Here is a 15398-nt window from a genome sequence, read left to right as displayed (position 1 = left end):
GACCCCGCCCGCCCGCCCGGGCGCGGGCACCCCCGGCCGCCATCCACACGGATCGCGGCCGCTCCCGCCTGCCGGTGGAATACCCTGCCGGTGTCGCCGCGGCCCCGCCGCTCGCGTTCGCCGCCCGTACGACACCAGGTGAGGTCAGATATGAGGGTCCGTCTCCTTGCCGGCGCGCTGACGCTCGCGCTGGCCATGAGCGCCTGCGGTGGCGGGAGCTCGGATGACGCCGCCGGAGCAGGCGCCGGGGGCGGCACGAAGACCGTGCGACTGGCGATCAACGCCTGGACCGGCTACGAGGCCAGCGCCGCGGTCGTCGCCTATCTCCTGGAGCACGAGCTCGGCTACAAGGTCGAGCAGATCGAGAGCGACGAGGCGGACTCCTGGAAGGGCTTCGAGAAGGGCACGGTCGACGTCGTCCTGGAGAACTGGAGCCACCCGGAGCTGGAGAAGGTGTACATCGACGAGAAGAAGGTCGCGATCACTGCGGGTGAGGACGGCAACAAGGGCGTTATCGGCTGGTACGTCCCCGAGTGGATGGTCCAGAAATATCCGGACATCACGGACTGGCATAACCTGCCGAAGTACAAGGACCTGTTCAAGACCGACAAGAGCGACGGCCTGGGTCAGTTCCTCGCCGGTGACAAGTCGTTCGTGACCAACGACGAGGCGCTCATCAAGAACCTGAACCTGCCCTACAAGGTGGTGTACTCCGGCAGCGAGGACGCGCTGATCGCGGCGGCCCGCAAGGCCACCGAGAACGAGACCCCGCTGCTGATGTACTTCTACGAGCCGCAGTGGCTGTTCAACCAGCTCAAGCTCGTCAAGATCAACCTTCCGCCGTACGCCATCGGGTGCGACGACAACGTCAAGACGATCAAGTGCGACTATCCGCCGTACCTGCTCGACAAAATCGTCAGTGTGAAGTTCGCCCAGACCGGCGGCAAGGCGTACGAGTTCATCAAGAACTGGAGCTGGACCAACGACGACCAGAACGCCGTGGCCTACGACATGGCGGTCAACAAGATGAGCGCCGAGGTGGCCGCGAAGAAGTGGGTCGACGCCAACAAGATCGTCTGGCAGGACTGGATCCCGGCCTGACCCACCGCATCTGATCCACCGGGCTCGTTCACCGGGCCCGTCCGAGGGGCGTGGCGCGCACGGCGTGCCGCGCCCCTCGTCGTACGCCGCGTGTTCTCGCCGGAGGCGGCGCGTCGGTGAACGGGAGACGTCGCAATGCCGCAGCTCTTGTGCGCGCCTCCTTTGCCACTTTTTTGCACTTTGCTATATCTGAGGGAGATATTTCATTACCTAGGGGTGGCATGGGCGGGCGTGGTAACCGGTTGATCGCTGGAATCTCGGTGGCGGTGGCCGTACTGGCGGGTTGCGGGCCGATGCCGGAACTCGACGGCGACCCCACAGGCAAAGGCGGCGGCGCGAAGGGCGACTCGGGGACGGAGCAGGGCGTCAACCCGCTCGACAATCCCGACGGCACCGGCCCCGGCCTGAAGGCGATCACGTCGGACAAGGACCGGGCGAAGGCCCGCGATCTGATCGACAAGGTGGCGACGAAGGGCCGGGGGGCGAAGACCGGCTACGACCGCGACAAGTTCGGCTACGCCTGGGCCGACAACGTGGACGGCGTCCCGTGGGGGCGCAACGGCTGCGACACCCGCAACGACCTGCTCAAGCGGGACGGCAAGGACATCAAATATCGCAGCGGGTCGAACTGCGTCATCACCTCCATGACCCTGTACGACCCGTACACGGGCAAGACCATCGACTGGAGCAAGTCGCACGCGGCGGAGGTCCAGATCGACCACGTCATGCCCCTGTCGTACGACTGGCAGATGGGCGCGTCGCGGTGGAGCGAGAGCAAGCGCAAGCAGATCGCGAACGACCCCCTGAATCTGATCCCCGTGGACGGCTCCACCAACGGCTCCAAGGGCGACTCGGGCCCGGCCACCTGGCTGCCGCCCAGCCGCGACATCCGCTGCTCCTACGTCGTGCGGTTCGCCCAGGTCGCCCTCAAGTACGACCTGCCGGTGACCTCCGCCGACAAGGCGGCCATGCTGGAGCAGTGCACGTAACAGGCCCGGCTCAGCGGTAGACGACCTTCTTGGCCGAGCGGCCGGGGAACACGACGACCAGGTGCTCCTCGGCCCCTTCCGGCCCACGGGCGTAGGCCCGCAGCCGGTAGCGCCCGGGCCCCTGCACCGCCAGGTTCGGCAGCCGGGCCCCGGCGCCCTCGTCGCCGCCGTCGGCGTACGAGGGCACCTCCAGGCGGCCGCTGCGGCTGACGACGCCGACCTCGGCCACCCGCTCCCAGCCCGTCAAGCGCAGCGGGGGAGCGGAGCCGAACGCCTTAACGGTCAGGCACATCGGCTCGTTCTCGCCGTACGTCATCACGACCGCCGAACTGCCCGCCGCGCCGAGGAACCCGTCGTCCACGGCGGCGTAGGGGTCCTCGCCCTCGCTGGTGTCCTCCGGGTCGTACACGCCGTATCCCCCGCCCTCGAACAGGAAGTACGCGGCCGTGCCCTGCCGCCGGGCCCGCACCCTCGGCCAGGGGTCCCGGCAGCGGGCGTTGGCCTCCGCGACGTGGCTCTCGTCGTCCGCGCGTGCCCCGTCCTCGGGCCGCAGCGCCTCGGGCGGCCCCTCGTACCACCAGCCGATGTAGGAGGGGCGTCCGGTCTCCTCCGGCCCGACCAGCACGAGGAACGACAGCAGGACGGCCGCCAGCAGGATCGGCCCGGACGGTCGGAGCGGCGTACGCTCCGGGGGCGTGCCGCGAGGGCCGGTGAGTTCGCGGGCGGAGCGGGCCAGCCACACCGCCAGGAAGACGTCGAACTCCTCCAGCATCTTCATCAGCGGTACGTCGTTGTAGATGAACACCGAGAGGACGGTCATGGCGGCGAGGGGGGTCGCCAGCGTCACGGTGACGTGGCGCCAGCCGGCCGTGACGGTGTCGCGGCTCCAGCGGCCGTCGCGGTGCTGGCCGAAGAGCACGGCCACCTGCCAGGCCGCCGCCATTGCCAGGCAGGCGAACAGGAGGAACCGGGGCGCCCGCACCTCCGGCACCTCGTCCATCGCGATCATCGCCAGGCCTGCCGACCCCGGCCAGGCGGTGACGAGCGCGAACACCCGGAGCCGTCCGCGGAGGGTCAGCGCGAACAGCACCTGCAGCGGGCACCACAGGGCCAGCGTGAGCACCTCGCCGACGACGTCGGGAAGCGGCGCGGCCGGCAGCCCGGGGATCAGGGCGTGGGCGACGGCGAGGTACAGCAGGCGCCGCAGCCAGACCGTCCGCCGGTCGGCGGGCCGGGCCGCGCGCGGGGGGAAGGTGAAGACCTGACGGAGCATCCAGGTCTTGAGCGCGAGGATCGTGAGGAGACCCACCGCCCCCGTCATGGCGGCGGCGGGCGACTCGGCGAAACCGATCGAGGAGTAGTCGTCGAGCGGATACCACAGGACGGCCGCCCAGAGGGCGTCGAGACGCCCGGTGACGGCCGTGATCACGGCGCCGACGGCCGAGATCGCCAGGTAGACCCCGGCCGCGATCCACCCCGCACGCTGTCGGAACACTCGGCGCCCTTTCCGAGACAAGAAGGACGATCTTACGGGAGATCGCCTTCGCGGCGCCCGGCGTCATCCGGCGAGCAGGTCACGCAGGCGCGCGCACTCCCGGGCGAAGCGGCTTCCCCGGCTCGCCCGGCCAGTGGCGGCGTGCGCCGGGTGATGATCTCTAGCCTCCGGCAATTCGCCGCCCGTACGGGCCGCCGGGCGTGCGGCGGGCCGTACGGGCGGGGGATCAGAGGCAGCCGGAGTCGGGGTCCTTCACCTCGGGCGCGGTGTCGTCGACCGTGACCTCCAGTTGGGCGGTCGAGGCCACCAGGCTCCCGGTGGGCGCCTTCGCCTCCTTCTCGTCCACCACGATGCCGCGCTCCCCGAGCAGCTCATAGGTGGACGAGTCGAAGATGATCTCCTCGCGCACCCCGCCGGAGACCCGGCCGACGCCGATGCCGGTCCGTCCGGCCGCGTCCTCGACGTTCTCGGTCACCGTGACCCCGGGGATCGTGGCGGCGGCCTTGAACAGCGCCGCGCGCTGGGGCGCCGGCACGTACGTCTCCCGCAGCAGGTCGCCGACGGCCGTCCACGCCCCCGTGTCGGGCGGATTGTCGCCGTGCGGCCGGTCGTACAGGTAGGCGCGCATCCTCTCCGGGTCGGCGGGCAGCTTCTTCAGGTTCGTGTAGGCGGTGTCCCGCGCGCTGTTGCAGGCGGGGAGCCGCATCCACTCGGTGCCCTTCTCCTTGTACGCCTCCGGCGGGATCGGCCAGCCGGGGTAGGCGTGGGGCTCCAGATACTCGATCTTCAGCGAGCCGTCCCTCGTGCCGTCGGCGGACAGCCAGATCGTCCGCTTCGTCCGGTAGAGGTAGCGCGACTCCTTCTCACCCTCGCCGACCACGTCGGCCTCGTACATGGTCTGCGAGCTGACCTTGACGAACTGGTCGTCGCGCGGCGACAGGTCGGTCACCGCGCGGGCCGCCCTGCCCAGCACCTCCTCGGCCGACATGGCCGACACCTTCGGCAGCGTCACGATTCCCGGGCTCACCTTCGCCGGCCGGGCCTCCGGTTCCGTCAGCACGGTGGTGACGGCGACGACGCCCGCCGCGGCGAGCAGCGCCGTCCCGCCTGCCAGAAGCAGGTACGGACGCGGGCGCGGCCGGGCGGGACGGCCCGCGGGGCCGGCCAGGCGCCGCCGTACGGCCGCCTTGGCCGCCAGGGAGTAGGGCGCGACGTCGGGCCGCTCCCGCGCCACTAGGTCGATCTCGTCGGTCATCACACGTTCTCCTCGGGAAGGTCGAGATGGCGGCGCAGCTTCGCGCGCACTCGATGCAGGCGCGAGCGGACCGTGCCGATGGGGATCTTCAGCGCCTCGGCCGCCTCCTCGTAGGAGAGGTCGGCCCAGGCGACCAGCAGGAGCAGGTCACGCTCGGCGGCCGACAGCCTGGCCAGCGCGGCGGCGAGGGCGGGCCGCAGGGCGGCGGCGCTCGCCCGCTCCGCTCCGCGCTCCTCCTCGTGGGCGCCGCGCTCGCCGGCGTCGCGCGGCGCGCGGGCGAGCGCCCGCAGCCGGCGCACCTCCGACCGGCGGTGCCCGGAGATGAGGTTGCCGGCGATGCCGTACAGCCAGGGCCGGGCGTCCGGCCGGGAGGTGTCGTAGCGGTGCCGCTTGCGGAACGCCACGAGGAACGTCTCGGCCGTGACGTCGTCGGCGTGCTCGGGGCCGAGACGGCGACCGGCGTAGGCGTGGATCTCGTCCGCGTGCCGGTCGAAGACGCCGGCGAACCGCTCGGGCGCCGTCAGCGACGCCTCGATCAGCCCCGCGTCGCTCGGCTCGGCGCCGTCCGGCCCGGCGTCGTTCGTCTCGGCGCCGTACGTCTCGGCCTCGCGGGAGCCGCCGGGCGAGCGACCCGGGGCCGCCGCGGGGAAGCGCGTGTCGCCAGAGACCGTCCTCACCACCCGTGTTGTCCGTTCATAGGGGATTCCTTCCGTGGGGCGCCGTCGCGCCCTTCGCCCCTACTCCGCCGGACCCGCCGGGCCGGTTCCATCCGATGTGCTCAGCCGGTGATGAGGAACCCGTTGTGGTCGCGGGCCACCCCGCCGGTGCGACCGGCGATCGCGAGAGCGGCCCGCCGGGCGGCGGCGGGAACGTCGGTGCCGTAACCGGCGTCCGCGGACAGCTCGTACGTCACATCGTCGCCGTCCCATTCGGTGACGAAGACCTCGATCGGGCTCTCGGCGCTGGTGAGCAGCGTCGTGCCGGAGTCGGTCACCGTCGCGACGACCAGGCCGGGCACGTCGTCCGCGAGCAGGCCGATCACCTCGTCCACCGGGATGAGCCGCCCGCCGGTGACCTCGGCCAGGTCCTCCGGTGGCTCCTGGCACTCCGGGTGCTCCCGGCCGCCGAGCCGCTCGGCCAGGCCCCGCACGAGCAGGCTCGGCCGCGAGAAGTCGCCGCCCGCGTCGCTGTCGATGTTGCGTGCGAAGAACGCGGTCGCCCAGCCCGCGGGGAGCCCCGCCCTGGCCGTCAGCTCCGGGGTCAGCTCGATCGGCCCGCGCAGCTCGACGTTCTCGCCGATCTTGAACCCCCGTCCGTACGGCCCGGCCTGCGGGTCGTGCAGCCGCACCGTCTCCAGCATGGTCGCGGGGTCGGGCGCGTACGGCAGCAGCAGCGCAGGCCCCCTGCGCAGCCGCCGGGCCATGAGGAAGTCGGAGATCAGTCCCATGCGGTCACTGTCGCGCCCGGCACTTGTGGTTCGCTTGGACCCCCGTGCCTGGATCCGCGTGCTCGGACCTCCGCGCTTGGATCCGCGTGCTACCGGGCGGCCGAGCCGCGGACCTGGAGAGAGGCCAGCAGCGCCGTGCTGGCCTGCGCGATCTCCTCGACCGCGCGGTCGAACGCCTCGGCGTTGTGCGCCGCGGGCGCACGGAAGCCGGAGATCTTGCGGACATACTGCAGGGCCGCCGCCCGGATGTCCTCCTCGGTCACCTCGTCGGTGAACGGCGGGCGCAGGGTCTTGATGCTTCGGCACATGACCCCATACTGGCCGATCCTGCCGGATCCTTCTTCGGAAGCGTCGGTCAGGAGTGGAAGACGGCGGCGCCGAAGTCCTCGGCGACCTTACGCAGCATCGCGGCCAGCTCCTCGCGGTCGATCGCGTCGATGCGCTCGGCCGGCCCGGACACCGACATCGCCGCGAAGGCCCGCCCGCCGTCGTGGACCGGCACAGCCATGCAGTGCACGCCGCTCTCCTCCTCGCCCAGGTCGAGCGCGTATCCCCGGGCGCGCACCCGGACGAGCTCCTCCAGCAGCTCGCCGACCGCCGTGATCGTCCGGTCCGTACGGCGGGGCAGTCCGGTGCGCCGGAACACCGCCTCCGCGTCGTCCCGCCCGGCCAGCAGGGCCTTGCCGACGGCCGTGCTGTGCGGCAGCACCCGGCGGCCGACCTCGGCGAACATCCGCAGCCTGCGGGGTGAGGGCACCTGGGCCACGTAGACGACGTAGTCGCCCTCGAGCACGGCGAGGTTGGCGGTCTCGCCGGACAGCTCCACGAGCCTCGCGAGGTAGGGCTCGGCCCAGACCGCGAGCATCCGCTCGGCCACGCCGCCGATCCGCACGAGCGCGCCGCCGAGGGCGTAGCGCCGGTCGGACTCCTGCCGGACGTATCCACGGGCCAGCAGCGTCTGTAACAGCCGGTGGATCGTCCCGTACGGCAGGCCGGTCGTGGCCGCGATCTCCGACAGACCGGCCTGGCCGCCGTGCTCGGACAGTGCCTCGAGCACGTCCAGCGCCCGGTCGACGCTCTGCACGCTCACTGCATCCTCCTCGGCGGCGGTGTCATCCTCGATGCGGGGACCGTCCCAGCATGCCGGGTTCTCGGTCGTGTCTGACAAATCAAGCCCTGCAGCATTTGTCAGACGCTCCCCAGCCCTCGCAGCGAGGCGTCGAGCACCTCGGCCGTGTGCGCGACCCGGATCTCCCCCTTGCCCGCCCTGCGCACGGAGGCCGCGATCTGCATCGTGCATCCCGGGTTGGCCGACACCAGCACGTCGGCGCCGGTGGCGAGCACCCGCTCGGCCTTGCGGTCGCCCAGTTGCCGGGCCGCCTCGGGCTGGAAGAGGTTGTAGGTGCCCGCCGACCCGCAGCAGATGGCGGACTCCTCGACCTCCCGCAGCTCCAGCCCCGGGATCGCGCGCAGCAGCTCACGCGGCTGGGCGCGCACGCCCTGGGCGTGGGCCAGGTGGCAGGCGTCGTGGTAGGCGACCGTGACCGGCAGCGGGCGGCGCTCGGCGGCCGGTCCCAGCTCGGTCAGGAACTCCGTCAGGTCGCGGGTGCGCAGCGCCCCGGCGCGGGCCGCCCAGGCGGGCTCGCCGGCCAGCACCTCGGCGTAGTCCTTCATGCTCGACCCGCAGCCCGCCGCGTTCACCACCACCGCGTCCACGCCGGCCCGCTCGAAGACGGCGATCGTGCGGCGGGCGAACCTCCGCGCCTCGGCCTCGCGGCCCGAGTGCAGCGACAGCGCCCCGCAGCAGCCCTGCCGGGGCGGGATCACCACGTCGCAGCCCTCCAGCGCGAGCACTCGGGCCGTCGCCGCGTTGACCTGCGGGAAGAACTCGCCCTGCACGCATCCGGTGAGCAGCCCGACCCGCGCCCTGCGCCGTCGCCTCGCCCGCACCAGCGGCGGCAGCCGTACGGGCCGGGGGACGGCGGGCGCCAGTTCGGCCATCGCGCCGAGGGAGGGGTTGACCCGTTCGAGGAACGGCTGCAGGCGCCTGCTCAGCCGCATGGGCAGCCGCATCGCCCGCAGCCTGCGCCGGTAGGGGAACAGCGCGAACACCAGCGCCCGGATCGCGCGCTCGTCCGGGCGGCGCACGTGCTCGCGCTCGACGACCGCGCGGGTCTGCTCGATCAGACGGTCGTACCGCACGCCCGACGGGCACGCGGTGACGCACGCCATGCAGCCCAGGCAGGCGTCGAAGTGGCCGGCCATCGCGTCGGTGAGCGGCGTGCCCTCGACGTGCTGGCCCATCAGATGGATGCGTCCGCGCGGGGAGTCCATCTCCTCGCCCCACAGCACGTACGTCGGGCAGGTGGGCAGGCAGAACCCGCAGTGGACGCAGTCCTTGATCAGCTCGGGATCCATCAGATGCCTCCGACGAGACGACCGGGGGACAGCCGGCGATCGGGATCGAACCGCTCCTTGACCCGGCGCATCAGCGACAGTGCGCCGACGTGCCCCCACCGGTCGAGGCGGCGCGCGGCCTCCCGCGGCGCGGTGAGCACGACGACCCGGCCCTCGCCGTCCGTCTCCATGTGGTCGCGCAGGTCGCCCGTGAAGGCGGCGACCCGGCCGGGCTCGGTGTCCGGCGGCAGCGCGACGTGGAACACGTGCGCGGCCAGGGAGCCGCGCACCGCCGCGCGCACCTCCGCCGCGCCCGCCGCCCCGAAGGGGCCGACGAAACTGCCGGCGAGCCGGTAGGGGATGTTCCTGACCTCCAGCAGGATCTCCCCGCCGCCCACGCCTCCGCGCCCGGTGCCGGGCGGCGCGTCCGGCACCCGCGGCTCGGGCAGGCGCCCCCACCACGGCGGCGGCTCTTCGGTCACCTGCGCGTCACCCAGTACGCCGGCCATCAGGGCGCACAGCGCCTTCGCGCGCTCGGCCGCGGCGGCGCCCTCCACCAGGACCGCCACCGTGCAGGGGCCCTCCACATCCGGCCAGTCCACCTCCACCGCGCTCGGCTCCAGCGGTGACTCGGTGACCGCCGGGATCGCCGCCTGCAGGGACGCCGCGACGCGCGTGGAAGTCGTGTCCAGCGTCTTGCCCTCATAGACGTAGGGCTCGACGATCTCCGTCACCGGACGCTCGACGGTGGTCGTCACCCAGGCGCGGGCGGCGGGCAGGGGATGCAGGCGGAACGTCGCGTCCGCGATGATCCCGAGCGTGCCGTACGAACCGGTGAACAGCTTGCCGAGGTCATATCCGGCGACGTTCTTGACCACCTTCCCGCCCGACCTGGCGATGGTGCCGTCGGCGAGCACGACCGTGACGCCGATGAGCAGGTCGCGGGCCGTGCCGTACCGGAACCTGCGCGGTCCGGCGATGCCCGTCGCCAGCAGCCCGCCGACCGTGGTGCCGGGCACCGGCACGTCGAGCGCGAGCTCCTGACCTTCCTCGGCGAGAGCGCGCGCCAGCGCCTCGACCGTCACCCCGGCCTGTGCGCGGACGACCAGGTCGCCCGCCGCGTGCTCCAGGACCCGGTTCATGCAGCACAGGTCCACGAGCACGTCGCAGCGTTTGGGCGGCGCGCCCCAGTGCAGCTTGGTCCCGCCGCCCGTCGCGACGACGGCCAGGTCGTGCGCGGCGCAGACCCGCATCACGGCCGCGATCTCCTCGGCCGACTCGGGCAGCGCCACCCAGCGCGGCCGCACGCCCGCGACCTCGTCTCCGTCGCCGGCCACGCGTACGGCCACACCGGTCGCCTCCAGCGCGTCCCGGACGTCCCGCGCGTCCATCAGAACTGCTCCGCCAGACCGGCGTCGACCAGGGGATGAGCGCCCTTGCGCACTCCCGGCGCCTCCCCGCACAGGCGTGGGGTGGGGAAGATCTTGCCGGGGTTGGCGAGCCCCCGGGGATCGAACGCGCACCGCACGAGTTGCATGGTGTCGAGGTCGTCCTCGGTGAACATCCGGGGCATGTAGCGGGCCTTGTCCACGCCGACGCCGTGCTCCCCGGTGATCGACCCGCCGTGCTCGACGCACAGGTCGAGGATGCGCCCGCTCACGGCCTCGGCGCGCTCGGCCTCGCCGGGAACGGAGTCGTCGAACAGCACGAGGGGATGGAGGTTGCCGTCGCCCGCGTGGAAGACGTTGGCCACGCGGATGCCGTACTCCTCCTGCAGCCGGTCGATCCCCGCGAGCACGCGCGGCAGCGCGGTCCGCGGCACCACGCCGTCCTGCACGATGTACGCCGGGCTGATCCGGCCCACGGCGGCGAACGCCGACTTGCGGCCCTTCCAGATGGCCGCCCGCTCCTCGGCGGAGGCGGCCACCCGGATCTCGAAGGCGCCGCTGTCGCGGCAGATCCGTTCGACGGCCGCGAACTGGTGCTCCACCTCGGCGCGCGGGCCGTCCAGCTCCACCACCAGTACGGCTCCCGCCCCGGCGGGGTAGCGGCAGTGGACGGCGGCCTCGGCCGCCTCGATCGCCAGCGCGTCCATCATCTCGATGGCGGCGGGCACGACGCCCGCCGCGATGATCGCCGACACCGCGTGCCCGCCGGCCTCGATGCCGGTGAAGGCGGCGAGCAGGGTCGTGACCGTCTCGGGCGCCCGCGACAGCCGTACGGTGATCTTGGTGGCGATGCCGAGCGTGCCCTCCGATCCGATGAACGCGCCGAGCAGGTCGTAGCCCGGGTCCTGGGCCGACAGCTCCACGATCTCCCCGTCCGGTGTGACGATCTCGGCGGCGAGCACGTGGTTGACCGTGAAGCCGTACTTGAGGCAGTGCGCGCCGCCCGAGTTCTCCGCCACGTTGCCGCCGATCGAGCAGACCTGCTGGCTGGAGGGGTCGGGGGCGTAGTAGTACCCCCGGTCGCGTACCGCCTCGGTGATCGCCAGGTTCGTCACCCCGGGCTCCACCACGGCCCGGCGGTTCGGGATGTCGATCTCGACGATCCGCCGCATGCGGGAGGTGACGATCAGCACGCCGTCCGTGCGGGGGAGGGCGCCGCCCGACAGGCCGGTGCCCGACCCCCGGGCGACGAACGGCACGCCGTGCTCGCCGCACAGCCGTACGACCGCGGCGACCTGCTCCGCCGTTTCGGGAAGCACGACCACCCCGGGGGTCGCCCGGTGGTGGGTCAGCCCGTCGCACTCGTAGGTGCGCAGCCGTACGGGGTCGGTGATGACGGCGTCCGGCGGGAGCACGGCCGCCAGCCGTGCCGTCAGCCGTTCGAGCTCGGACATCGGCTCCCGCTTCCCCTCACATCGTCACGGCATTCGCTCGTACGCCGGAAGCGTAAGGAACTCCGCGAAGTCGTCGTCAAGGGCGACCTCCTTGAACAGCGCCGTTGCCTGCGCGTAGAGCTTCTCGTCGTAGCCCGGTCCGGCGGCGATCCCGGCCAGCTCCTCCTCGATGATCCGCTCGACGAGCTCCCGTGTCACCACCGCGCCGGTGTCGGCCAGCGTGATGTCGTTGTGGATCCACTGCCAGACCTGCGAGCGGGAGATCTCGGCGGTCGCCGCGTCCTCCATCAGGTTGTGGATCGCCGCGGCGCCGTTGCCTCCCATCCACGCCGCCAGGTAGCGCAGGCCGACGTCCACGTTGTTGCGCAGCCCGGCCTCGGTGATCTCGCCGGGGGTCTTGGACACCGACAACAGGTCCTCGGCCGTGACGTGGACGTCCTCGCGCAGCCGGTCGAGCTGGTTGGGCCGGTCGCCGAGCACGCCGTCGAAGACCTCGCGGCAGATCGGCACGAGGTCGGGGTGGGCGACCCAGGAGCCGTCGAAGCCGTCGCCCGACTCGCGGGTCTTGTCGGCCCGCACCTTCTCCAGCGCGACCTTGTTGACCTCCGGGTCGCGGCGGGAGGGGATGAAGGCCGCCATGCCGCCGATCGCGTGCGCGCCGCGCTTGTGACAGGTGCGCACCAGCAGTTCGGTGTAGGCCCGCATGAACGGCGCGGTCATCGTCACCGCGTTGCGCTCGGGCAGCAGGAACTCCCGCCCCCGGGTGCGGAACTTCTTGATGACGCTGAACAGGTAGTCCCAGCGGCCGGCGTTGAGGCCCGCGGAGTGCTCGCGCAGCTCGTAGAGGATCTCCTCCATCTCGAACGCGGCCGGGTAGGTCTCGATGAGCACGGTCGCCCGGATCGTCCCCCTGGGGATGCCGAGCAGCTCCTGGGCCCGGACGAACACGTCGTTCCAGAGCCGCGCCTCCAGGTGCGACTCCATCTTCGGCAGGTAGAAGTACGGCCCCCGGCCCTTGCCGATCTGCCGCCGCGCGCAGTGGAAGAAGTAGAGGCCGAAGTCGAGCAGCGACCCGGACATCGGCGCGCCGTCCACCAGGATGTGTTTTTCCGGCAGGTGCCAGCCGCGCGGGCGGACCACGATCGTGGCCAGCTCCTCGTCCGGCCGCAGCGCGTACGTCTTGCCGCCGGACTCGAAGTCGATCGTACGGTCGAGGGCGTCGCGCAGGTTGAGCTGCCCGTTGATCGTGTTCTCCCAGGTCGGGGAGTTGGCGTCCTCGAAGTCGGCCAGCCAGACCTTGGCGCCGGAGTTGAGCGCGTTGATCGTCATCTTGCGGTCGACAGGACCGGTGATCTCGACCCGGCGGTCCTCCAGCCCCGGAGCCGGCGGGGCGACCCGCCACTCGGACTCCCGGACCTGGGCGGTCTCGGCAAGGAAATCGAGCATGCCGCCCGCGGACAGCTCCTCCTGCCGCGCCTGACGCGCCGCGAGCAGTTCCCCGCGCCTGGGGTCGAACTCGCGCTGCAAGGTGGCCACGAAGCCGAGGGCCTCGGGAGTGAGGATCTCGTCGAACCGGTCCAGCAGAGGGCCTGTGATCTCGACGCCTTCCGTCATTTTCCACCTTCCGGAAAACTAGTTCTGAATCGTGGAATCGACGCTACTTCAGGGTAGGGCCGGGGGTCAACGCCAGGGAGTTCCTCAGGGGGCGGTCCGGGGATTCCCCGATGGGAGACGGCGCACTCATGGCCGAAGATCGGGGCATGAGACAGAAGACGATGGCCGTCGCGGGGGCCGTCCTGGGAATGAGCCTCGCCGTGGCCGCCTGCGACGTGAGGCTGAACATCGGCGGCGGGCAGCAGGACACGATGTCCTACGACGTCAAGGACGCGGTCACGGCCATCGACGCCCACACGGGGGCGGGCGACATCGTGGTGACCGAGACCGGCAGGACCGGCGTCCACGTCACCGAGACCCGGCACTGGCGGGGCGACAAGCCCGGCGACGGCCACGGCGTGAGCGGTGGCACGCTCACGCTGGCCTACAAGTGCGACAACTGCTGGGTCGACTACCGGGTCGAGGTGCCGCGCGGCGTCAGGCTCAAGCTCGACAGCGGGTCGGGGGACGTCACCCTGCGCGACGCCACCGGCCCGGTGGAGGTGACCACGGGTGCCGGCGATGTCGACAGCCGCGGCCTGGCCGGCAAGCAGGTGTCGGTGAACACCGGGGCGGGCAACGTCAAGCTCCGGTTCACCGCCGTGCCCGATTCTGTGCGCGCGGAGACCGGTGCGGGCGACGCCCATCTGTGGGTGCCGGAGTCGACCTACAACGTGACCGTCGAGACCGGCATCGGGGACGGCAAGGTCAGGGTTCCCGTCGATCCCTCGGCGCCGCGCACGATCGTCGTGAAGACGGGAGCGGGCGACGCCGAGGTCAACAGGCTGTGACTACCCGAGCAACGGCTGGTTGCTGCGGAGGACCCCGGCGGGGTCGCGGCGGCGCTTGATCTCGCGCAGCCGGGCCAGCGTGTCCGCGTCGAACGCCGAGGCGGCCTTCTCGTCGCCGCCCAGATAGGTGAACGGCTTGCGGCCGGTCGTGTGCGGCGCCATCGCCCGCGCGATCTCCGCCAGCCGCGCCTTGACCGCCTGCCCGACCTCCGGAGACAGGACCGGGCCGATCATGCTCAGCAGGTACGGCTCGGCGATGTGCCCGCACGCCCCGCCGCCGTCGGCGGGCCGGCTCAGCGCGCCGCCCAGGTGGCGCACCTGCACCGTGGCCAAGGGGGCGACGTCGCCCACGGCCGCGAGGAGGTCGTCCGCCACGGCGTCGCCGAGCCCGGTCAGCAGTTCGCCGCGGCCCGCGCCGGGCACCGGCTGCGTCGGCTCGGCGCAGATGCCGCCCAGGGCGTCGAGCGGCATGGCCGCGCGGGTGTCGCGCATCAGGCCGGGGATGTCCTCGAACCGCCGCAGCAGGTCGCGCCCCTCCTCCTCGCCGCCCAGGAACGTCGAGTCCACCGCGACCGCGGCGAGCCCGCGAAGCGGCTCGGGCACCTGGGGCACCGGCGGGAACTTCACCATCGCGAACCAGACGGTCAGCTCCGCGGGCGCCGTCGCCGTCACCTCGCGATAGGCGGCGAGCACCTCGGGCGCCCGCTCGGCGGGCCACAGCATCCGCCCGCCGTACAGCAGCGGCGCCGGGTGCAGGTCCAGCTCCATCGCCGTCACCAGCGCGAAGTCGCCCCCGCCGCCGCGCAGCGCCCAGAACAGGTCGGGGTCGGAGTCGGCCGTCACGCGGGCCTGCGTGCCGTCGGCGCCGACCACCTCGAAGGCGCGTACGGCGCCGGCCGCCCAGCCGTGCCTGCGGGCGAACCACCCGAGCCCGCCGCCGAGGGTGTAGCCGGTGACGCTCACGACGGGGGAGCTGCCCGGCAGGCCGGTCAGCCCGTGCTTGCCGGTCGCGGTCAGCAACTCGCCCCACTGCACGCCCGCCTCGACGCGGGCGGTCCGCCGCTCCGGCAGGACCTCCACGCCGCGCAGTCGTCCGGTGCGCACCAGGATCGCCCCGTCGAGGCGGGTCGTGGCGCCGTGCCCGCTCGGCTGCGCCGCGACGGCGAGGCCGGCCAGCCTCGCGCAGCGGACCACGGCGGCGGCGTCGGCGGCGTCCTCGACCTCCACGACCGCGGCCACCCGCTGGTCGACCGCCCGGTTCCACGGCAGCCGCGCGGCCTCGAATCCGTCGTCGCCGGGGACGAGGACCTGCCCGCGTACCGTACGGCGAAGGTCGATTCCCAGGGTTGTCACGCTCTCCTCCTGCTGCGTCCGGCGGCGCCGGTCGGCCCCGCTCGCGATCAACCCTGCTACATCCCGTTTGGCGAT

14 protein-coding genes are annotated in these 15398 nt (G+C 72.4%); 3 read left to right on the top strand and 11 right to left on the bottom strand.

Annotated elements, in window-relative coordinates:
• The first annotated feature begins 150 nt into the window (after positions 1-150).
• Both IL992_RS12955 and IL992_RS12950 read left to right on the top strand, forming a co-directional pair.
• Entirely contained in the window at positions 151-1101 is a 951-nt protein-coding gene (locus IL992_RS12955; protein ID WP_193203587.1) for an ABC transporter substrate-binding protein, read from the top strand.
• A gap of 242 nt (positions 1102-1343) precedes the next feature.
• Positions 1344-2090 (top strand): HNH endonuclease family protein, encoded by a 747-nt coding sequence (locus tag IL992_RS12950; RefSeq protein WP_226872853.1) that lies wholly within the window; start codon positions 1344-1346, stop codon positions 2088-2090.
• Positions 2091-2100: 10 nt separating this feature from the next.
• Here IL992_RS12950 and IL992_RS12945 read toward each other — a convergent pair whose 3' ends face one another.
• The 10 genes from IL992_RS12945 to aceB form a co-directional block, all read right to left on the bottom strand.
• Positions 2101-3585 carry a hypothetical protein gene (locus IL992_RS12945; protein ID WP_193203585.1) on the bottom strand — a complete coding sequence of 495 codons (1485 nt, stop codon included), beginning with the start codon at positions 3583-3585 and terminating at the stop codon, positions 2101-2103.
• Positions 3586-3811: 226 nt separating this feature from the next.
• Positions 3812-4840 carry a CU044_5270 family protein gene (locus IL992_RS12940; RefSeq protein ID WP_193203584.1) on the bottom strand — a complete coding sequence of 343 codons (1029 nt, stop codon included), beginning with the start codon at positions 4838-4840 and terminating at the stop codon, positions 3812-3814.
• Positions 4840-5517 carry an RNA polymerase sigma factor gene (locus IL992_RS12935; RefSeq protein ID WP_193203583.1) on the bottom strand — a complete coding sequence of 226 codons (678 nt, stop codon included), beginning with the start codon at positions 5515-5517 and terminating at the stop codon, positions 4840-4842. The genes IL992_RS12940 and IL992_RS12935 overlap by 1 nt, the downstream gene beginning before the upstream one ends.
• A gap of 101 nt (positions 5518-5618) precedes the next feature.
• Positions 5619-6287 (bottom strand): hypothetical protein, encoded by a 669-nt coding sequence (locus IL992_RS12930; protein ID WP_193203582.1) that lies wholly within the window; start codon positions 6285-6287, stop codon positions 5619-5621.
• Between the two features lie 89 nt (positions 6288-6376).
• On the bottom strand, positions 6377-6595 hold the full coding sequence (locus IL992_RS12925) for a DUF2277 domain-containing protein (protein ID WP_142558590.1): 219 nt from the start codon (positions 6593-6595) through the stop codon (positions 6377-6379).
• Positions 6596-6642: 47 nt separating this feature from the next.
• The gene (locus IL992_RS12920) at positions 6643-7377 is read right to left on the bottom strand and encodes an IclR family transcriptional regulator (protein ID WP_319018521.1); all 735 of its coding nucleotides are present in this window, start codon (positions 7375-7377) and stop codon (positions 6643-6645) included.
• Positions 7378-7475: 98 nt separating this feature from the next.
• Entirely contained in the window at positions 7476-8705 is a 1230-nt protein-coding gene (locus IL992_RS12915) for a (Fe-S)-binding protein (RefSeq protein ID WP_193203581.1), read from the bottom strand.
• A complete protein-coding gene (locus IL992_RS12910) occupies positions 8705-10075 on the bottom strand; it encodes an FAD-binding oxidoreductase (RefSeq protein WP_193203580.1) in 1371 nt (456 codons plus the stop codon). The genes IL992_RS12915 and IL992_RS12910 overlap by 1 nt, the downstream gene beginning before the upstream one ends.
• Complete coding sequence (locus tag IL992_RS12905; protein ID WP_193203579.1) at positions 10075-11526, bottom strand: FAD-linked oxidase C-terminal domain-containing protein; 1452 nt, start codon at positions 11524-11526, stop codon at positions 10075-10077. The genes IL992_RS12910 and IL992_RS12905 overlap by 1 nt, the downstream gene beginning before the upstream one ends.
• A gap of 24 nt (positions 11527-11550) precedes the next feature.
• Positions 11551-13140, bottom strand: a complete 1590-nt coding sequence (gene aceB / locus IL992_RS12900) for a malate synthase A (protein ID WP_193203578.1) — start codon at positions 13138-13140, stop codon at positions 11551-11553.
• Between the two features lie 146 nt (positions 13141-13286).
• Between aceB and IL992_RS12895 the strand changes: the two genes are divergently transcribed.
• Positions 13287-13970 (top strand): DUF4097 family beta strand repeat-containing protein, encoded by a 684-nt coding sequence (locus IL992_RS12895; RefSeq protein ID WP_193203577.1) that lies wholly within the window; start codon positions 13287-13289, stop codon positions 13968-13970.
• Here IL992_RS12895 and IL992_RS12890 read toward each other — a convergent pair whose 3' ends face one another.
• Positions 13971-15323, bottom strand: coding sequence for an FAD-binding oxidoreductase (locus tag IL992_RS12890; RefSeq protein ID WP_319018520.1), 1353 nt, complete (start codon positions 15321-15323; stop codon positions 13971-13973).
• Between the last annotated feature and the right edge of the window lie 75 nt (positions 15324-15398).

The sequence above is a fragment of the Microbispora sitophila genome (assembly GCF_014892245.1).
GTDB classification, from domain to species: Bacteria; Actinomycetota; Actinomycetes; order Streptosporangiales; family Streptosporangiaceae; genus Microbispora; species Microbispora siamensis.
This window is presented reverse-complemented; position numbering and strand designations above follow the sequence as displayed.